Source organism: Pseudomonas sp. RC4D1 (genome assembly GCF_018390395.1).
Classification (GTDB): Bacteria; Pseudomonadota; Gammaproteobacteria; order Pseudomonadales; family Pseudomonadaceae; genus Aquipseudomonas; species Aquipseudomonas danubii.
Genome location: NZ_JAHBAW010000003.1, coordinates 24,251 through 42,153 on the forward strand (window position 1 = coordinate 24,251; position 17,903 = coordinate 42,153).

15 protein-coding genes (1 of these 15 cut by a window edge) are annotated in these 17,903 nt (G+C 66.0%); 5 read left to right on the plus strand and 10 right to left on the minus strand.

Annotation, left to right across the window (positions count from 1 at the left end; genetic code table 11):
• The 3 genes from KHO49_RS25070 to KHO49_RS25080 form a co-directional block, all read left to right on the plus strand.
• A protein-coding gene (locus KHO49_RS25070) for a non-ribosomal peptide synthetase (protein WP_213666001.1) crosses the window boundary here: on the plus strand, positions 1 to 3,836 show its 3' portion. The gene continues 10,888 nt to the left of window position 1, outside the view; the window shows 3,836 of its 14,724 coding nt (coding positions 10,889-14,724); the start codon falls outside the window, past its left edge; its stop codon occupies positions 3,834 to 3,836.
• A 148-nt stretch (positions 3,837 to 3,984) separates the two neighbouring features.
• Complete coding sequence (gene macA / locus KHO49_RS25075) at positions 3,985 to 5,136, plus strand: macrolide transporter subunit MacA (RefSeq protein ID WP_102882415.1); 1,152 nt, start codon at positions 3,985 to 3,987, stop codon at positions 5,134 to 5,136.
• A gap of 2 nt (positions 5,137 to 5,138) precedes the next feature.
• Positions 5,139 to 7,097, plus strand: coding sequence for a MacB family efflux pump subunit (locus KHO49_RS25080; RefSeq protein WP_102882414.1), 1,959 nt, complete (start codon positions 5,139 to 5,141; stop codon positions 7,095 to 7,097).
• Positions 7,098 to 7,169: 72 nt separating this feature from the next.
• Here the strand turns inward: KHO49_RS25080 and KHO49_RS25085 are convergent, their stop codons facing one another.
• From KHO49_RS25085 to KHO49_RS25110, 6 genes are all read right to left on the minus strand, one after another.
• Positions 7,170 to 7,958, minus strand: coding sequence for a helix-turn-helix transcriptional regulator (locus KHO49_RS25085; protein WP_123392671.1), 789 nt, complete (start codon positions 7,956 to 7,958; stop codon positions 7,170 to 7,172).
• Positions 7,959 to 8,274: 316 nt separating this feature from the next.
• A complete protein-coding gene (locus KHO49_RS25090; protein ID WP_102863592.1) occupies positions 8,275 to 9,741 on the minus strand; it encodes a GDL motif peptide-associated radical SAM/SPASM maturase in 1,467 nt (488 codons plus the stop codon).
• A gap of 136 nt (positions 9,742 to 9,877) precedes the next feature.
• Entirely contained in the window at positions 9,878 to 10,486 is a 609-nt protein-coding gene (locus KHO49_RS25095) for a DUF1842 domain-containing protein (protein ID WP_102863591.1), read from the minus strand.
• A gap of 52 nt (positions 10,487 to 10,538) precedes the next feature.
• Complete coding sequence (locus KHO49_RS25100; RefSeq protein WP_102882411.1) at positions 10,539 to 11,168, minus strand: DUF1842 domain-containing protein; 630 nt, start codon at positions 11,166 to 11,168, stop codon at positions 10,539 to 10,541.
• A 36-nt stretch (positions 11,169 to 11,204) separates the two neighbouring features.
• Positions 11,205 to 11,393, minus strand: a complete 189-nt coding sequence (locus KHO49_RS25105) for a DUF1843 domain-containing protein (protein WP_102863589.1) — start codon at positions 11,391 to 11,393, stop codon at positions 11,205 to 11,207.
• Positions 11,394 to 12,724: 1,331 nt separating this feature from the next.
• Positions 12,725 to 13,345: an HAD family hydrolase gene (locus KHO49_RS25110; RefSeq protein ID WP_213666002.1), complete on the minus strand. Its 621-nt coding sequence runs from the start codon at positions 13,343 to 13,345 to the stop codon at positions 12,725 to 12,727.
• A 164-nt stretch (positions 13,346 to 13,509) separates the two neighbouring features.
• On the opposite strand from KHO49_RS25110, the gene KHO49_RS25115 reads away from it, so the two are divergent.
• The gene (locus KHO49_RS25115; RefSeq protein ID WP_102880259.1) at positions 13,510 to 13,716 is read left to right on the plus strand and encodes a DUF6021 family protein; all 207 of its coding nucleotides are present in this window, start codon (positions 13,510 to 13,512) and stop codon (positions 13,714 to 13,716) included.
• Positions 13,717 to 13,808: 92 nt separating this feature from the next.
• Positions 13,809 to 13,994, plus strand: coding sequence for a DUF2188 domain-containing protein (locus tag KHO49_RS25120; protein ID WP_110597080.1), 186 nt, complete (start codon positions 13,809 to 13,811; stop codon positions 13,992 to 13,994).
• Positions 13,995 to 14,061: 67 nt separating this feature from the next.
• Here the strand turns inward: KHO49_RS25120 and KHO49_RS25125 are convergent, their stop codons facing one another.
• The 4 genes from KHO49_RS25125 to KHO49_RS25140 form a co-directional block, all read right to left on the minus strand.
• Positions 14,062 to 14,676 carry a hypothetical protein gene (locus KHO49_RS25125; protein ID WP_102880261.1) on the minus strand — a complete coding sequence of 205 codons (615 nt, stop codon included), beginning with the start codon at positions 14,674 to 14,676 and terminating at the stop codon, positions 14,062 to 14,064.
• A gap of 50 nt (positions 14,677 to 14,726) precedes the next feature.
• Positions 14,727 to 15,332 (minus strand): hypothetical protein, encoded by a 606-nt coding sequence (locus tag KHO49_RS25130; protein WP_110597081.1) that lies wholly within the window; start codon positions 15,330 to 15,332, stop codon positions 14,727 to 14,729.
• Positions 15,333 to 15,379: 47 nt separating this feature from the next.
• On the minus strand, positions 15,380 to 15,793 hold the full coding sequence (locus KHO49_RS25135; protein ID WP_213666003.1) for an LIC_13387 family protein: 414 nt from the start codon (positions 15,791 to 15,793) through the stop codon (positions 15,380 to 15,382).
• A 120-nt stretch (positions 15,794 to 15,913) separates the two neighbouring features.
• Complete coding sequence (locus KHO49_RS25140; RefSeq protein WP_213666004.1) at positions 15,914 to 17,686, minus strand: acyl-CoA dehydrogenase C-terminal domain-containing protein; 1,773 nt, start codon at positions 17,684 to 17,686, stop codon at positions 15,914 to 15,916.
• Between the last annotated feature and the right edge of the window lie 217 nt (positions 17,687 to 17,903).

The window sequence follows — 17,903 nt, forward strand, 5'->3', positions numbered from 1 at the left end:
GCCACAGCGCGCCGTCGGCCGGGCTGCCTGGGCAAGCCGACGCTGCCTGGGAGGGCATGCAGTTGCTCAATGCCCAGGAGCGCAGCAACTACCCCCTGACCCTGAGCATCGACGACCTGGGGGATGGCTTCATGCTCACCGCCGTGGTGGCGGGCATCGATGCCCAGCGCATTTGCCACTACCTGCACGAGGCCCTGGACAACCTGTTGCAGGCCCTTGAACAGACGCCCGATCTGGCCATCGGCCAAGTGCCGGTGTTGCCGGCTGCCGAGCGCCAGCAGGTGCTGGTGAACTTCAACGCCACCGCCCGCGACTATCCACGCCAGCAGACCCTGGATCAGCGTTTCGAGGAACAGGTGCAGGCCCGTCCCCAGCAGGTGGCGGCGGTCCATGGCGAGCAAGTGCTCAGCTACGCCCGGCTCAATACCCGGGCCAATCAGCTGGCCCATCACTTGCTGGGGCTGGGGGTGCAGCCCGGGGACAGGGTGGCGCTGCTGTTGCCACGCTCCCTGGATCTTTTGCTGGCGCAGTTGGCGGCCAGCAAGTGCGGCGCGGCCTACGTGCCGCTGGACATCAACGCCCCCGCCGAACGCCAGGTGTTCATGCTCCAGGACAGCGGCGCCAGGGTGCTGCTGGCGCACTCGGCGCAGGCCCTGGAGGGAGCGCTGCCGGAGGCACAGTTACTGCGGGTGGACCTGGATCGCCTGCGCCTGGACCGGCTGCCGGGGCACAACCCGGCCCTGGCCCAGTCCTCCGAGGCGGTGGCCTACATCATGTACACCTCCGGCTCCACGGGCGTGCCCAAGGGCGTACTGGTGCCGCACCGGGCCATCACCCGGTTGGTGATCAACAACGGCTACGCCGATTTCAACCCCGGGGACCGGGTGGCCTTTGCCTCCAACCCGGCCTTCGATGCCAGCACCCTGGACGTCTGGGGGCCCTTGCTCAACGGCGGCCGGGTCGTGGTGGTGGACCAGCAGACGCTGCTGGACCCCGAGGCCTTCGCCGAGTTGCTGAAGGCCTCGGGAGCCACGCTGCTGTTTCTCACCACCAGCCTGTTCAATCAGTACGTGCAGCTGATGCCCCAGGCGTTCAGCGGCCTGCGCATGCTCCTGTGCGGCGGTGAACGGGCCGACCCGGTGGCCTTCCGGCGGATGCAGGCCGAGGTGCCCGGCCTGCGTTTGGTCAATGGCTACGGACCGACGGAAACCACCACCTTTGCCGTGACTCATGAGCCCGAGGCACTGGCGGCCGACGCCGACAGCGTGCCCATCGGCCGGCCGCTGTCCAACACCTGCGTGTACATCCTCGATGCCCAGGGCCAGCCGCTACCCATCGGCGTAGTGGGGGAGATCTACATCGGCGGCCAGGGCGTGGCCAAGGGCTACTTGAATCGCCCTGAACTGAGCGCCGAGAAGTTCCTCCCCGATCCCTTCTGCAGCGCGGCCGCCAACCCTGGCTCCAAACCCCTGATGTACCGCACCGGCGACCTGGGGCGCTGGCAGGAGAACGGCCTGCTGGAGTACCTGGGGCGCAACGATCAGCAGGTGAAGATCCGTGGCTTTCGTATCGAACCGGGGGAAATCGAGGTGCGGCTGGCGAGCTTCCCCGGACTGCGCGATGGCGTGGTCCTGGTGCGCGAGGAGGCGCCCGGGGACTTGCGTCTGGTGGCCTACTACACCCTGCAGCCACAGGCGCCGGAGCCGGCCGTCGAAGCCTTGCGCAACCACCTGCTGGCGCAACTGCCGGAGTACATGGTGCCTCAGGCTTACGTGCGTCTGCCGGCACTGCCCCTGACCAACAACGGCAAGCTGGACCGCAACGCGCTGCCGGCGCCGACCCCCGCGGCGCAGGTCACCGCCTGTTTTGAAGCGGCGCAGACGCCCCTGGAGCAGACCCTGGCGGACCATTGGGCGCAGGTGCTGAAACAGGAGCAAGTGGGGCGCCACGAGCATTTCTTCGAACACGGCGGGCATTCGCTGCTGGCGATCCAGTTGGTCAACCGCCTGCAACAGGCCGGGCTCGACGTGAGCCTGGCGCAATTGTTCCAGCACCCCAGTGTGGCCGCCATGGCGCGTTTGCTCGAGGCGCGCCCGGCGACCCCGCAACAGGCCCCCGAGTGGGTCACGGTGCGCAGCGGCAGTGGCCCGGCGCTGTTCCTGGTGCACGAGTTCACCGGCCTGGATGCCTACTTCCCGGCGCTGGGGCAGCACCTGGAAGGGGATTTCCCCATCTATGGCCTGCCGGGCGTGGCCCTCGGCCAGCCGCAGTTGCGCACCCTGGAGTGCCTGGCCACCCGCTTGCTGGAGGTCATGCGCCGGGTCCAGCCCGAAGGGCCGTATCGCCTGGCGGGCTGGTCCTTCGGTGGGGTGCTGGCCTATGAGATCGCCCAGCAGTTGCTGGGGCAGGATCAGCAGGTGGCGTTCCTCGGCTTGATCGACAGCTACGTGCCGCGCCTGACCGACCAGGGCAAGGCGCGCTGGTCCGCAAGCGATCCCCGCAAGCAGCACCTGCTGTTGCAGTGCAGCGCCTACTGGAGCGCCCAGGGCCCGGCGGGCGTGCAACCGCTGGCGCTCGTCGAACAGCTGCGCCAGGCCCTGGACCGCCTGGACTTCCCCGAGCTGCTGCAACGCTGCCGGGAACAGGGCCTGCTGTTCGAGCAACTGGCAAGCGCGGCGCCCGAGACGCTGGGGCATTACCTGGACCGTGAGGTGGCTCACGGCCATGCACTGGCCCATTACCGCCTGCACCCGATCAGTGTGCCGGTGCACCTGTTCTGCGCCGCCCAGCGGCCCAGCGCATTGTCCCGGCGCAGCCCGACCCTGGGCTGGGGCGAGGTGCTGCCGGGGCCATGCCTGCACTGCATCAGCGTGCCCGGGGATCACCTGAGCATGATGAAGGCGCCGCATATCCATGAACTGGGCCAGGCCATGAGCCAGGCCATCGAGCAGGCCGGGGTCGCTGCCAGCACCGGAGCAACGTCCCACCAGCCCTTGCTGCGGATTCAGAGCGGGCGCTGCGGGCAGACGCCGATCTTCTGTGTGCCGGGGGCCGGCGACAGCGTTACCGGCTTTATCGGCCTGACCGAAGCCCTGGGGCCGGACTGGCCGATCTTCGGCCTGCAGGCCCGGGGCCTGGATGGCCAGGGCGTGCCCCACACCCGGGTGGAAGCGGCGGCGCGCTACTACCTGCAAGCCATCGAGCAGGAGTACCCCCACGGGCCGTTGCACGTGATCGGCCACTCCTTCGGCGGCTGGGTTGCCTTCGAAATGGCCGGGGCCCTGCAGGCCGCGGGGCGCGAAGTGGCGTCCCTGACCCTGATCGACAGCGAGGCCCCGGGCGGCCACGGCGTGGTGGGGCGGCCCTACACCAGCACGGCCGCGCTGTTGCGGCTGATCGAGTCCATGCAACTGGCGTGCGGCCAGAGCCTGGGCATCGATCCGCAGCTGTTTGCCGCCGAGGACGACGCCATGCAGATGCACCTGCTGCATGCCGGCATGGTCCGGGTTGGCCTGCTGTCCCAGCGTGCCGATCCTCGGGCGATGCAGGGGCCGGCGCGAACCTTCGCCAGTGCCCTGCGCACCCGCTACCAGCCGCAACGCCCTTACCGGGGACCGGTGCGCCTGGTGCTGGCGGACGATCCGCGCCTGGACGCCGCCGGCAACCTGCGCGAGCAGGAGGCGATGGTCCAGGGCTGGCGTGGGCAGGTGACGGAACTGGGGCTGTGGCAGGGGCCGGGCAACCACTTCAGCCTGCTCAAGGCACCCCACGTCCAGCATCTGGCGGCCTGGTGGCGTGACGGGCTGGCGCTGCCCCAGGGGGAGGCTGTGTCATGAGCCTGGATGCGGCGGCGGGCCGGGTGCCCGCCGCTGGCTGACAGCCTTTCATTCATCTGGAACACCGCTCACTACGGCAGCACGGTGTTCTGTAAGGGGGCTCGCCGCTGGCCGGTGGAGCCCGCCCTCAACGCACTTGTGGTCATCTATGGAAAAGTCGAAGTTTCGCAAAATCGGTATGGGGCTGTTGCTGGTGGTTGTGGCTGGATTGATTTTCTATACGGTGCGGGCGCCGGCAGAGCCGCCGCAGTACCTGACCGCCCGGGTCGAGCGGGGAGACATCGAGAACGCGGTCCTGGCCTCGGGCCTGCTGGAGGGCATCAAGCAGGTGGACGTCGGGGCCCAGGTTTCCGGGCAGTTGAAGTCGCTCAAGGTCAAGGTCGGGGACAAGGTGAAGAAGGGCCAGTGGCTGGCGGAAATCGATCCCCTGGTGCTGCGCAATACCCTGCGCCAGGCCCAGGTGGACGAGGAAAACCTGCAAGCCAAGCGCCGTGCCACCGCGGCCCAGCTCAAGGAAACCAAGGCCATCTACGAGCGCTACCGCGACCTGCAGTCGGACGCGTCGATTTCCCAGCAGGATTTCGAGACCGCCGAGTCCAACTACGAGGTGCAACGCGCCAACCTGCTGTCCCTGGACGCGCAGATCAAGAGCGCGCATATCCAGATCGACACCGCCAAGGTCAACCTGGCCTACACCCGCATCGTCGCGCCGATTGACGGCGATGTGGTGGGGGTGGTGACCCAGGAAGGCCAGACGGTGATCGCCAACCAGCTGGCGCCGGTGCTGCTGAAACTCGCGGACCTGGACACCATGACCGTCAAGGCCCAGGTCTCGGAGGCCGACGTGATCCATATCGCTCCCGGCCAGCAGGTGTACTTCACCATCCTCGGCGAGGCCGACAGGCGCTATTACGCCAAGCTGCGGGGCACTGAGCCGGCACCGCAGAACTTCCTCGAAACCCAGACCGCCGGCACCCCCAAGCAGAACACCGCGGTGTTCTACAACGCCCTGTTCGACGTGCCCAACCCGGACCACCGGCTGCGCATCTCCATGACCGCCCAGGTGCGCATCGTCCTCGACACCGCCAAGGATGTGCTGATGGTGCCGGTGGCCGCCCTGGGGCCGCGCAACGCCGATGGCAGCTTCGCGGTGCGGGTGCTGGACGCCAAGGGGCATGCCCAGGCGCGCAACGTCAGCACCGGGATCAACAACAACGTCAAGGTGCAGATCAAGGACGGCCTGGCGGAGGGCGACCAGGTGGTGATCGGTGATCCGCTGCCCGGCACGGCAGGGGCCTGACCATGACCCAGCCATTGTTGGAGCTCAAGGGCATCAGCCGCAGCTTCACCGCCGGGGAGCGGGAGTTCCTGGCCCTGAAACACATCGACCTGAGCATCCAGGCCGGGGAAATGGTGGCGATCACCGGGGCCTCGGGCTCGGGCAAGTCGACCCTGATGAACCTCCTCGGTTGCCTCGACTACGCCACGGCCGGCAGCTACAAGGTCAACGGCCAGGAAACCCGCGACCTGGACGATCAGGCCCTGGCGGAGCTGCGCCGGGACTATTTCGGTTTCATCTTCCAGCGTTATCACTTGCTGCCGCATTTGAGTGCCCTGCACAACGTCGAGATGCCGGCGATCTACGCCGGCACCCCGCAAGTCAAGCGCCATGGCCGGGCCCGGGAGCTGCTGGCGCGCCTGGGGCTGTCCGGGCACCTGGCGAACCGCCCCAACCAGTTGTCCGGCGGCCAGCAACAGCGGGTGAGCATCGCCCGGGCGCTGATGAACGGCGGCGAAGTGATCCTCGCCGACGAACCCACCGGGGCCCTGGACAGCCACAGCGGCAAGGAAGTGATGGGCATTCTCCAGGAACTGCATGCCCTGGGGCATACGGTGATCATCGTCACCCACGACCCTCAGGTGGCGGCCAACGCCGAGCGCATCATCGAAGTGCGCGACGGCGAGATCGTCAGCGACCGGGTCAATGCGCGCGGGGTGGACGAGGAGCCGGCGCAACCCCCGGTGAGCACCCGGCCGGGCGGAGCGCGACGCCTGGTGGCCAGCCTCGGGCTGTTCAAGGAAGCCTTCGTCATGGCTTGGGTGGCGCTGGTCTCGCACCGCATGCGCACCTTGCTGACCATGCTCGGGATCGTCATCGGCATCACCTCGGTGGTGTCCATCGTGGCCATTGGCGAGGGTGCCAAGCGCTACGTGCTCAAGGACATCCAGGCCATCGGCAGCAACACCATCGACATCTTCCCCGGGGCCAGTTTCGGCGACAGCCGGGCAGCGGCAATCCAGACCCTGATGCCCGCCGACGTGACGGCCCTGAACCAGCTGTACTACGTCGACAGCGCCACGCCGATGGTGGGCCGCAGCCTGTTGCTGCGCTACGGCAATATCGACCTCAATGCCACGGTCAACGGCGTCAGCCACCTGTACTTCAAGGTTCGCGATCTCAAGCTGGCGGCGGGTATCGCCTTCAGCGAGAACGATGCCCGGCGCCAGGCCCAGGTGGTGGTGATCGACCACAACACGCGCAACCGCCTGTTCGGTCCCGATGTGGACCCCCTGGGGCAGGTGATCCTGGTGGGCAACCTGCCGTGCACGGTGATCGGGGTCACGGCCGAGAACAAGAACATGTTCGCCGCCAGCAACCTGCTCAACGTCTGGCTGCCTTACGAGACGGCGGCGGGGCGGGTACTGGGCCAGCGCCACCTGGACAGCATCAGCGTGAAGATCAAGGACGGCCAGCCGAGCAAAGTGGTGGAGGAGCATGTGAAGAAGCTCATGGAGCAACGCCACGGCACCAAGGACTTCTTCACCAACAACCTCGACAGCATCATGCAGACGGTGCAGCGCACCAGCCGCTCCCTGGCCTTGCTGTTGTCGCTGATCGCGGTGATTTCCCTGGTGGTCGGCGGCATCGGGGTGATGAACATCATGCTGGTGTCGGTCACCGAACGTACCCGGGAGATCGGCATTCGCATGGCGGTGGGGGCGCGGCAGTCGGACATCCGCCAGCAGTTCCTGGTGGAGGCGGTGATGGTCTGCCTGATTGGCGGGGCCATCGGCATCGCCCTGTCGTTTGCCATCGGCTACCTGTTCACCCTGTTCATCAAGGAATGGGAGATGGTGTTTTCCATGGGCTCGATCGTCACCGCGTTCGCCTGTTCGACCCTGATCGGCATCGTCTTCGGCTTCGTTCCGGCGCGCAACGCCGCCCGGCTGGACCCGATCGAGGCCCTGGCCCGGGATTGAGCGGCCCACAGACAGAACCGCCGGCTCAGGGGCCGGCGGGGGCGGGGTTACGGGATCAAGGCCAGTGGCGGATCAGGCCGGCGCGTCATCGCGGGTGCCTGGCGCCTGTGCCTGGGGCGAGTACATCCAGCGCAGCAGGGAGTGGCGACCACTGATGCCGAGCTTGATGGCGGCGCGCTTCAAGTAGCTTTCGACGGTATTGACCTTGAGCTTGAGCTGCTCGGCCAACTGCGGTGCGGTGCGCCCGGCCAGCAGCCCGACACAGACTTCCAGCTCGCGGTTGGACAGGCGCAGCCCGGACTGCTCCAGGCGCTCGGCAAAGCGCAGGCGCACGGTCGCCAGGCCCTCGATGGCGGCGCGGTCCTGCTCGGCAGAGTCGCTGCGCGGCTGCAGGGCGCTGATGTGGTTTTCCACCATGGGCAGCAGCAGCGGCGAGATGTCCTCCAGCAGCAGGCGTTCCTGGGGGGAAAAGCTCTGCTCCTGGCTGCTGCGGTACACCGACAGCACGAAGTGGTACGAATCCTTGCGACCGGTCAGGTGCAGTTGCGCCGGGTCCGCGTTGCCCCGGTGGCGCAGCAGTGGCGGGCTGCCGCAGGGCTCGTCGGGCTGCTCGGGAAAGCCTGTGTGCAGCAGCGGGTCATTGCTGGCATGCAGATCGCTGTACAGCGGGTGACGGCTCTGCATCAGGGTATTGCCGGTTCTGCCAGCGGCTGGTTCCGGGGCGGTGCGCAGTTGGGTGATGTGTGTGGCGTCCACAGCCAGTTGGGTGAGTATCAGGTCATGCAGCATGCGCGGGAAACTGCGGCTGCCGGTGCTGGCGATGACCTTGCCAATATGTGGAAACAGTACTTGTGAGTTCATCATTTCATCCATGAATGTGAAGGTGTGGAAGGACTGCCTTATAACAACGAGTTTGGGTCGCGCGTGATTTACCTCCTGTTTGCGCTGACCGACAAAGGGTCGCCTCGTATCCTAGTACAGGGTGGCGACTGCTGTTTGATGAAGTGCGCAAAAACTTGCACCGCCGGCGCGCAGGCGCTCGGGCCTGTGGACGAACTGCCATGGCAAAGCCCTTACCGGCCTTGCCCGGAGTTTTTTTGGATGGCTGTTCCCTGCTTGCCAGAGCCGCCATGACCGCCGCCGCGCCTGGGGTTGGCGCGGTGGCGGCTGGCGCAGGTTACAGGCGCGGTTGCTCCTGGGGCATGCCCAGCAACTGGTGCAGGGTGTTGATCAGCGCCTGCTGGCGCAGGCGGTCTTGCTGGTGCCGGGCCTCGGCTGCGGCGACATCGGCGTGGCAGTGGGGGCAGGTGCTTTCATGGGCGTGGATGTACTCCAGGCAACTGCGGCACAGGGCCAGGCGCGGCGGGATGCGGCCTTCTTCGGGGGAGGCGTGGCCCTGGTTGGCCCAGGCCAGCTTGATCACCTGGCCGCTGTCGCTGACGCTGGAGACCGCCTCGCCGGTGTCGATGCGCTCGGTGATCAGGTCGAAGCGGCCCACCGAAAAAGAGGCGGGGCCGGCGTCTTCGAGTTTGACGATGCGCTCGCGCAGGCCTTTTTTCTGCAGGTCCAGGGTTCGGTAATGGCAGTAGGGGTTGTTCCCCGGCTTGCCCAGCAGCGAATGCGAGGTCCAGGTGCAGCCACCGCGGCACACATCGTTGTAGTAGCAGGTGCGGCAGTAGCCCCACAGATCGTCCACCGAGCGCAGGCGGCCGAAGTGCATGCCTTCGCTGTAGTGCCAGATGTCGTGCAGGCTCATGCTGCGCACATTGCCGCCGGAGAATCCGACGGTGGCCAGGGACGGACAGCCCTTGACCGTGCCGTCGGCTTCCAGGGCCAGCACTGTTTGCCCGGCGGCGCAGCCGCTCCAGTGCACGCGGTCGTCGCCAAAACCGCGCCACATGTGTTCGTAGGGACCGTAGTAGCCGATGTTGTTGCCCACATTCATCAGCAAGCCGCGTTCTTCGCCTTCGCGATACAAGCGGGCCAGCAGCGGCATCACTTCCAGCAGTTGATAGGGTTGCAACAGCAGCTCGGGGTGATCCACGGCGTTGCCCATGGCCACCGTCAGTTGGATCTGCCAGTGGCTGGCGCCGGCGTCGATGATCAGCTCCATCAGGGCCGGCAGGTCGGGCAGGGTGGCGGCGCCGATCTGGGTGTTGACGCTGACCTTGAGCCCGGCCTGCTTGGCCCGGCGCAGGGTGTCCAGGGCCTTGTCGAACGAGCCGGGCACATTGCGCACCGCGTCGTGCAGCGGCGCCAGGCCGTCCAGGGACACGCCGACGCCATTGAGCCCGGCGTCCACCGCGGCCTGCATCTTGGCGGGGGTCAGGTTGCGTCCGCCGGTCTGGATCGCCACGTACATGCCGTGGTCGTGGATGGCCTGGATCAGCCGCGTCCAGTCCTTGCGCAAATAGGCTTCGCCGCCGATCAGGGTGACCTCCCGAGTGCCCAGGGCGGCGATGGAGTCGATCACCGACAGGCATTCCTGAGTGTTCAATTCGCCGGGGCGCCGATGCCCGGCCCGGGAGCCGCAATGCAGGCACTTGAGGTCGCAGGCGAGGGTGATTTCCCAGACCACGTGCACCGGCACATAGCGCTTGAGGTCGGTTTCGCTGAGGTAGCGGGCGGGGAGACTGTCTGACATGAAAGATCCTTGCGCACCCAGCGGTGCGCGGCACCAACCCATCGAAATAGGCGCGCCTTCCTTGTGCGGCAATGGCGCGATCGGTTTACCGCAACCCTGGGGCCGACCTTTGTCGGCCGGCCCCGGGTGCCTGGACTCAGCGACGTTCCAGGCGGCTGATTTCCGCCTGTAACTGCTGCACCGCCTGGCTCAGGTTGTCACTGTTGGCCAGTTGCTGCTCGCCCTGAGCCACCAGCGCCTTGAGCCGTGTCAGATCGCCGCTGCTCTGGGCCTGTTGCAGCGCCACGGCATACAGCGGCTGCGGATACAGATGCCGTTGATCGTCCTTGGGCGCCAGATCGGCGTTGGCCGCTTGATCCACCGGCGCCTGGCTCACGGCGGCATGCTGAACCACATGCCAATGGCCCTGGTACTGGTAGCGATAGCTGGCGAAACCGCTGGCCCAGTCGAGGCCGAGAATGCCCTGCAGATGGAAGGTTTCGGCAATCTGGCTGGTGGGGCCGCTGGGGTTGCCGGTCAGGTTGAGGATGATATGGCCTTCACTGGAGGGGTCCAGTTTGACCTGGGAATAGTCGCCCCAGACATCCGCGAGGAAGTGCATCGGTGGCGAGGTGCTCTGAGTCACCCGGGCCACGCCGCTGACTTTCTTCTGCGGCGTGTTGACCAGCAGATCGAGGGTCAGCACCGGCCCTCCGATCACAGGGTTGGCGACGATGAGGCGGGTATGGAACAGTCCGATTGTCATGCTGCAACTCCTTATCTTGTGGAAGACATCAGGTTCGCTGGACGGTCGCCAGTCAGCGCCGCTCGTGCTTGCTGATCTCGGCCTTGGCCGCCTCCAGCGCCGTGCGGATCAACGGCAGCTGCTCCAGTTGCTGGGTGGCCACCTTGTGCAGGCTCTTCATCTGCGACAGGTCGCCGCTGGCGATGGCGCCGTGGATCGGTGCCGCGTACAGCGCCGAGATCGGCGGCAGCGGACGGTTGGGCTGGCCATGGTGGGGGGCCGAGAGGGTGCTCGACTGCACGGGTTCCTGCAGATGGGCGGGGACCTGATTGACCGTTACCCAGCTGTGTCCGTTGTAGTACTGGTAGTTGGCCACGCCTTCCTTCCAGTCATCGCTGACCACCAGATGCAGCTTGAAGTTGATGATGGAGTTGGAACCGGGTCCGCCCTGATTGCCCTGGGCGGTGATGAGGATCTTGCTGGAGCTCGGTGGCATGACCGTCAGGTAGGTGTACTGACCCCAGACATCGCTGTGCAGGTCCAGGGGCGGATTGACCGCCTGAGTGATGGACGAAGTGCCGCGCACGCTGTGCTCGGGGGTGTAGACCAGCAGATTGAGAATCAGGGTCGGGGCCCCGGGTTGCGAGGTACCGATGCGGTAGCTCAGGGGGAACAGGCCTTCTTGGGAGATAGAACCAGACATTTGCTTTGCCTCCATTCAATGACGGGGAAACAGCGATTAGTGCTGTTCCAGGCGGGCGACTTCCTTGGCCAGTTTTTCGTAGGCGGCTTTCAGATCCTTGGGCTCGTCGTGCTTCGGATCGCGCTTGGCCAGCAGGGCTTTCATCTGGGGTAGCTGGCCTTCGGCGATGGCCGACTGGATCGCGACTCCGTAGGGGACAACCGTGTGTTGCGAGGTGGGGCTCATGGTGTGTGCCTTCCTTGGGGGTTAGGGGGGCTGCGGTACTTGGCAGCTTTTGCAGTTAAGCAGCGCGGGGGGAATTGGCGGGGTAATGGCACATTGATTTTGTGGGTTTCCGACAGGTGGATTCACGGGGGTAAGGGGGGATTTTTGGGGTATTCCATGGGGCGATATGGAGGGGTGGGGGTGATTGCGGATGGCGATAGAGGGGGTGTTTTTTTTCGTGGCAGGTGGGGGGAGCAGGTGTTGCAGGGGGGGCGGTTTGGGGGCGTTTTTATGGCGGGTTTGGGGTACATATCTATTTCTGCGGGAGTGGCGGCTGGTGGTTTCGCTTTTACAGCGGGGGGGTGGGGTACATATCCATTCCTGCGGTAACGGCCGCTTAGGGTTTCGCCCTTACGGCGAGTCCCTTTTTTTCAAACGCCAAAAAAAGGAACCAAAAAACGCTTGCCCCTCCATGGGCCCCTCGCTGGGGCTCGGGGTTCCCTCTCTCCGGCATTGCTCCGGGGGCCCGCCGCCAACCGGCCATCCATGGCCGGGTGGCGGCTAGCTCGGCATCCATGCCGAGCTGCCCCCTACGCAACGCCTACGCTCGGCCGGCTGGGAAGGGGCCTGAAGATCAAGATCAAGATCAAGATCAAGATCAAAAGCCAAAGCCAAAGCCAAGGTGCGCAGGCCGGCTCTTTGTAGCCGCTGCCGAAGGCTGCGAAACCAGGCGACGCGATATGTCAGGAATATCGGGGAGGCAGGTTTAGCGTCTCCTGCGGAGCCGGTCGCAGCCTTCGGCAGCGGCTACATGTAACGCGAACGGCAATGAAACAGGCCGGCCGGCAGGCCGCCGTCAGATTTTGATCTTGCTTTTGATCTTGATCTGAACGCCCCGTTAACCACGATGGCCGAACGCAGGCATTGAGCCGTGGGTAACCCGGCAGGACGCCGGGTTAGCCGCCACCCGGCCATGGATGGCCGGTGGCGGCGGCCCACGGATCAATGCCGGAGTGAGGGCATGCCGAGCCTAGGCGAGGCACCGAGTGGAGGGGCAGAAGCGTTTTGCTTACTTTTGCGCTCTTCAAAAGTGAGCCGCTGTAAGAGCGGAACCGCCAGCGGCCGCACCCGCAAGAACGGATATGTACCCAAAGCCGCTGTAAGAGCGGAACCGCCAGCGGCCGCACCCGCAGGAACGGATATGTACCCAAACCCGCTGCAAAAGCGGAACCGCCAGCGGCCGCACCCGCAAGAACGGATATGCACCCAAACCCGCTGTAAGAGCGGAACCGCCAGTAGCCACACCCGCAGCACCGGATATGTCCCCCCCCCCCAAAAAAAAGCCCCAGGACTCAAACCACCCCCAACTCCCCCAACTGCCGCCGCGTCTCCCCCGCGGCTACATGATGAATCGCCCGCCACCCCAACGCTCTGGCCGCGACGATGTTCGGCGCATGATCATCAATGAACACCAACTCCTCAGGCGCCACCCCCGGCAAATGCGCACGAATGCGCCCCAAGGCCGTGTGATAGATCTCGGCATCCGGCTTGATCTGCCGCTCCTGCCCCGACACCACAATGTCGCGAAACTTCTGCAAAAACGGGTAATTCTCCCAGGCATAGGGAAAGGTTTCCTGCGACCAGTTGGTCAGCCCGAACAGCGGCATCTGCGCCTGGTGCAGGTCCTCCAGCAGGGCCACGCCGTCTTCCAGCGGTCCCTTGAGCATCTCCGGCCAGCGCCCGTAATAGGCTTCGATCAGCGGCGCATGCTCGGGATGCTCGGCCACCAGGCTGCGGGTCGCTTCGGCCAGGGGCCGGCCGGCGTCTTGCTGGGTGTTCCAGGCCTGGGTGCAGACGGTGTCGAGGAACCACTGGCGACGGGTGTCGTCAGGGATCAGCTGGCGGTACAGGTGGTGCGGGCTCCAGTCGAACAGCACGCCACCAAAATCGAAAACCACGGCACGAATTGTCATCAACACTTCCTTTTGAGCGGTTGTGGGCCAGGGCGTCATCCTGCGACGCTGCGCAGCGCAATGCAATTTGCCGGTGGCCATTGGTCCGTTTGCCGGCACCCTCGGAGCAGATCGCAATCCAAAGGCTGTACCCGCCCTGTTGCGGGCTAGCACAGGAGCTGACCATGGCTGCCAAGAACCCAACAGGGCCGCGCTCGTCCGAGCACGCCTCGAATCCCCATGACCCGGGTTTCGACCCCGATTCGCCGGACCTCGCCGACCCCCAGGTCGATCCGGTGGGCCCGGCCAGGGCGCCCCTGGATCAGCCCGAACCCGAGCATCAGCGCAAGCGTTCGCGCGCCTACGACCCTCTGGCCAACCTGAGGAAATGACCGAGCGCCGACATGCGGCCGTCGCCGGATCGTTCTGCGGGTGTAAGGTAAAACGGCCAAGCACCAGGCACGCTGACAAAAAGGAGGTGTCCATGAGTACGCCACTGTTGAACAAGTTGCAGATCAACGGTTATCAGGTATTGAGCGTCAACCACGGCCCCTGGAAGGTCTGCACCCCGGGTGACCGGCTTGCCACTTTCGGCACCCGGGAAGAGGCCCTGGCCTTTGCTGCCGCCTTGCCGGTGCGCAGGGAAGCACCGGCCACCAAGCTTCGATAGCACCCGGCAGAAAAAAGCCCCGATCGGTTCGGGGCTTTTTTGTGTCCGGGCTGCTGCAAGCGCCGGGTCAGTCGACAATCACCGGCTCGTTCGGATCATCGCTCAGGCACACGGTCAATTGCTCCCCGGCCTTGTTGAACGCGCAGCGGGGCAGGGATTGCTGCTTGATGAAGCTCAGCGGCGGCAGGATGAACGCCGCCGCCAGCACCAGCGCCCACAGGGTCTGCAGAAACAGCACATCGGCGCTGTGGGCGGCGGGCCGTGAGACGAGGCGGCGGCGCCAGTACAGGTACAGGCCGCTGATGAAGAGTACGCCGACGACGCCCATCATGTAGTCCAGCTCCCAGGCCTGGGGGCTGAACGCACGGCTGCCATCCTCATCGTCCGGGTAGGTGAGCCGCCACCACACCCCCAGCAGCAACGGCACCAGCCCGGCCATCAGCCAGGCCATACGCGCACCGGGCATCCGGGTCAGCAGGGCCAGGGCCAGGCCGATCAGGCACAGCACCCAGGCAAACAGGTACAGCTGAAAACCCATGGCGCCGCCGAACAGCGTGCCGCTGACATCCCGCGGTTGCATCATTTGCACGTCGCACAACAGCATCACCGACAGCGGGATGGCGACGACGATCCAGCACAGGGGGCGGTACAGCCACAACCACAGGGTAAACAGGCGAGACATGGTCACACTCATCAAGGTAGAGAACAGGTAGAAAGAAGCCGGGGTGACGCTCAGTCGACAATCACTCGGGTGTCCGGACCCAGGCATACGCTCAACTGATTGCCGGCTCGGTCGAAGGCGCAATAGGGCAGGGGTTTGCGGGTGATGGCCAGCAGCGGTGGGAGCATGAAGGTCGCCGCCAGCATCAGGGCCCACAGGGTGCGCAGCGCGAGCAGATTGCCAGTGGCGGGCGGACGCGGCTTGAGCCGCTGCTGACGCAACAGGTAGACGCCGCTGTAGACCAGGGCGAAGCCGAACACCATCACATAGTCGAGCTCCCGGGGCTGGATGCTGAAGATCAGATTGCCGTCGAAATCATCCGGGTAGTTGATCCGCCACCACAGGCCCAGCAGCCCTTGCACCAGCCCGGCGACGATCAAGGCCAGACGCGCGCCGGGCACCCGGGTCAGCAGCGCCAGCACCAGGCCCAGGACGCTGAGGGCCCAGCCGCCCAGGTACATCACAAAGCCCATGGAGCCGCCGAACAGGGTGCCGCCGACCTCCCGGGGCACGATCAGGTTCAGGTTGCAATGGATCATGCTGGCCAGGGGCGCGGCGACGGCGATCCAGCACAGCGGGTAGTAGAGCCGGGACCAGAGGGTGTACAGGCGGGACATGAAGGAACTCGAGAGTAACAGGGACGATGAGGGAGGGCGGCTCAGGTTCAAACCAACAGCAAACCGCAGGCAGCCGCGAACAGCACCAGGGCGAGGCTGATGCCCACCAGGGGAATGCGGAACCAGTAACGGATCGCCAGCACCCACAGGCTGGCAAGAAACCCCAGGCCGATCAGCAACAAGCCACGGGCCTCCAGCAGCAGGGCCGGGTGCAGCCAGGCGAGGTAGCCATAGACCAGGCCGAACAGCATGGCCCCCAGGCTGTGGCTGGCATTGAAGCCGACCCAGGCCCGCCACAGGCTGGTCTGGCGGGTGATCATCGGCGACACCTGGCGCATGCGTTCGGCCAGGGCCGGGTCACGGGGCTGGAATTTGTCGCTGGCGAAGGTGTAGATCAGGTGCAAGGTGCCGAGCAGCAGCACGATGGCTGAGCTGGCGATGATCAGGGCGGGGGCCAACACGTTTCTTCCTTGGGCGGTGCTCGGGTGCGCGGAGTATGCAGCGGCGCCCGAGGTTTTGCACCTGCGGGCGCGGCTTTTTTACCGGCACGGGGCAGGGCGGCGGGCGCCCTGCCCAGGCCCTCAGAAGTGCTCGGCGTCGAGGCCGAACAGCGAGTCACTGCCGGCGCGGATGCTCTGCTCCAGGCTGAGGATGCGCGGCAGCAGGCGGCTGAAGTAGAAGCGCGCGGTGGCCAGCTTGGCGCCGTAGAAACCGTCGTCCTCGGAGCGCTTGTGCTCGGCCACCTGGGCCATGCGCGCCCACAGATAGGCATAGGCCACGTAGCCGAACAGTTGCAGGTACTCGACGCAGGCGCTGCCCACCGCGTGGGTGTTGTGCGCCGCCTGTTCGCGCAGCCAGTCGCTGAGGTCTTCCAGGCGCTGCACCGCGTCCAGCAGCTCGGCGGCGTAGGCGGCGCCGGGCAGGTAGGCGTAGTCGCGGATCTCGCCGGTGAACAGGCGCAGGGCCACACCGCCATTGCCCACCACCTTGCGCCCCAACAGGTCCAGGGCCTGGATGCCATTGGTGCCTTCGTAGATCTGGGCGATGCGCACATCACGCACCAATTGCTCCTGGCCCCACTCGCGGATGTAGCCGTGGCCGCCGAAGACCTGCTGGCCGAGCACGCAGCTGTCCAGCCCGGTGTCGGTGAAGAACGCCTTGGCCACCGGGGTCAGCAGCGCCACCAGGGCCTCGGCGTTTTGGCGCTCAACGGGCTGGTCGGCGAACTTGGCCAGGTCCAACTGCTGGCCGACGTAGCTGGCAAAGGCCCGGCCGCCTTCGGTCATGGCCTTCATGCTCAGCAGCATGCGCCGCACATCGGGGTGGACGATGATCGGGTCGGCGATCTTGTCCTTGGCCACCGGGCCTGCGGGGGAGCGGCTCTGGATGCGTTCGCGGGCATAGGTGCGGGCGTTCTGGTAGGAGTTCTCGGCGCAGCCGATGCCCTGGATGCCGATGGACAGGCGCTCGTAGTTCATCATGGTGAACATTGCCGCCAGGCCCTTGTTGGCCTCGCCGATCAGCCAGCCGCTGGCGCCGTCGAAGTTCAGCACGCAGGTGGCCGAGGCCTTGATGCCCATCTTGTGTTCGATGGAGCCGCAGCTCACCGCGTTGGCCGCGCCGAGGTTGCCGTTGGCGTCCACATGGATCTTCGGCACCAGGAACAGCGAGATGCCCTTGGGCCCGGCCGGGGCGTCCGGCAGCTTGGCCAGCACCAGGTGGATGATGTTCTCGGTCAGGTCCTGCTCGCCGCCGGTGATGAAGATCTTGCTGCCGCTGATGCGGTAGCTGCCGTCGGCCTGGGGTTCGGCGCGGGTGCGGATGATCCCCAGGTCGGTGCCGGCGTGAGCCTCGGTCAGGCACATGGAGCCGGCCCAGCGGCCTTCGTACATCGGCGGCAGGTACAGCTGCTTGAGCGCTTCGCTGGCGTGGGCGTCGATGGCCAGGCAGGCCCCGGAACTCAGGGCCGAGTACAGGGCGAAGCTGGAGTTGGCGGCGTAGAGCATCTCTTCGAACTGCACCGCGAGCATCTTCGGCATGCCCATCCCGCCGTAGGCCGGGTTGCCGCTCAGGCCGACCCAGCCGCCCTGGATATAGGTGCTGTAGGCCTCCTTGAAACCGGCCGGGGTGCGTACCTGCCCGGCGTGCCAGCTGGCGCCTTCCTCGTCGCCGCTGCGGTTGAGCGGGGCGATCAGATTGCCGGTGACCTTGGCCGCTTCTTCGAGAATGGCGTCGGCGGTGTCACCGTCCACGGTATCGGCCAGGGCCGGCAGACGGGCCCAGAGCTTGGGTGCGTTGAACACTTCATGCAGGACAAAGCGCATATCGCGCAGCGGAGCATTGAATTCGGGCATTGCAGGAACCTCGGGCAAAAGGGGAGGTTGAACGGCCGTAGCCGCATGAATCGAAAACGCCAAGCCCGCCCCCTTGTAGGAGCCGGCTTGCCGGCGAAGAGGCCCGCGAGCCATGTATCGACCTGGCCGACGCCTTCGCCGGCACGCGGAGCGCCGCCCGGCCAGCTCCTACGAGGGATGGGCCGGTGAGAGCGCCTTCGCTGGCAAGCGGAGCGCC

Excerpts from the sequence above, each read along its gene's own strand:
- KHO49_RS25130 (WP_110597081.1), bottom strand. The coding sequence starts at position 15,332 with ATGTCCCGCCTGTACACCCTCTGGTCCCGGCTCTACTACCCGCTGTGC.
- KHO49_RS25120 (WP_110597080.1), top strand. The coding sequence starts at position 13,809 with ATGAGTACGCCACTGTTGAACAAGTTGCAGATCAACGGTTATCAGGTA.
- KHO49_RS25115 (WP_102880259.1), top strand. The coding sequence starts at position 13,510 with ATGGCTGCCAAGAACCCAACAGGGCCGCGCTCGTCCGAGCACGCCTCG.
- KHO49_RS25085 (WP_123392671.1), bottom strand. The coding sequence starts at position 7,958 with ATGAACTCACAAGTACTGTTTCCACATATTGGCAAGGTCATCGCCAGC.
- KHO49_RS25090 (WP_102863592.1), bottom strand. The coding sequence starts at position 9,741 with ATGTCAGACAGTCTCCCCGCCCGCTACCTCAGCGAAACCGACCTCAAG.
- KHO49_RS25080 (WP_102882414.1), top strand. The coding sequence starts at position 5,139 with ATGACCCAGCCATTGTTGGAGCTCAAGGGCATCAGCCGCAGCTTCACC.
- KHO49_RS25105 (WP_102863589.1), bottom strand. The coding sequence starts at position 11,393 with ATGAGCCCCACCTCGCAACACACGGTTGTCCCCTACGGAGTCGCGATC.
- KHO49_RS25095 (WP_102863591.1), bottom strand. The coding sequence starts at position 10,486 with ATGACAATCGGACTGTTCCATACCCGCCTCATCGTCGCCAACCCTGTG.
- KHO49_RS25125 (WP_102880261.1), bottom strand. The coding sequence starts at position 14,676 with ATGTCTCGCCTGTTTACCCTGTGGTTGTGGCTGTACCGCCCCCTGTGC.
- KHO49_RS25140 (WP_213666004.1), bottom strand. The coding sequence starts at position 17,686 with ATGCCCGAATTCAATGCTCCGCTGCGCGATATGCGCTTTGTCCTGCAT.
- KHO49_RS25110 (WP_213666002.1), bottom strand. The coding sequence starts at position 13,345 with ATGACAATTCGTGCCGTGGTTTTCGATTTTGGTGGCGTGCTGTTCGAC.
- macA (WP_102882415.1), top strand. The coding sequence starts at position 3,985 with ATGGAAAAGTCGAAGTTTCGCAAAATCGGTATGGGGCTGTTGCTGGTG.
- KHO49_RS25100 (WP_102882411.1), bottom strand. The coding sequence starts at position 11,168 with ATGTCTGGTTCTATCTCCCAAGAAGGCCTGTTCCCCCTGAGCTACCGC.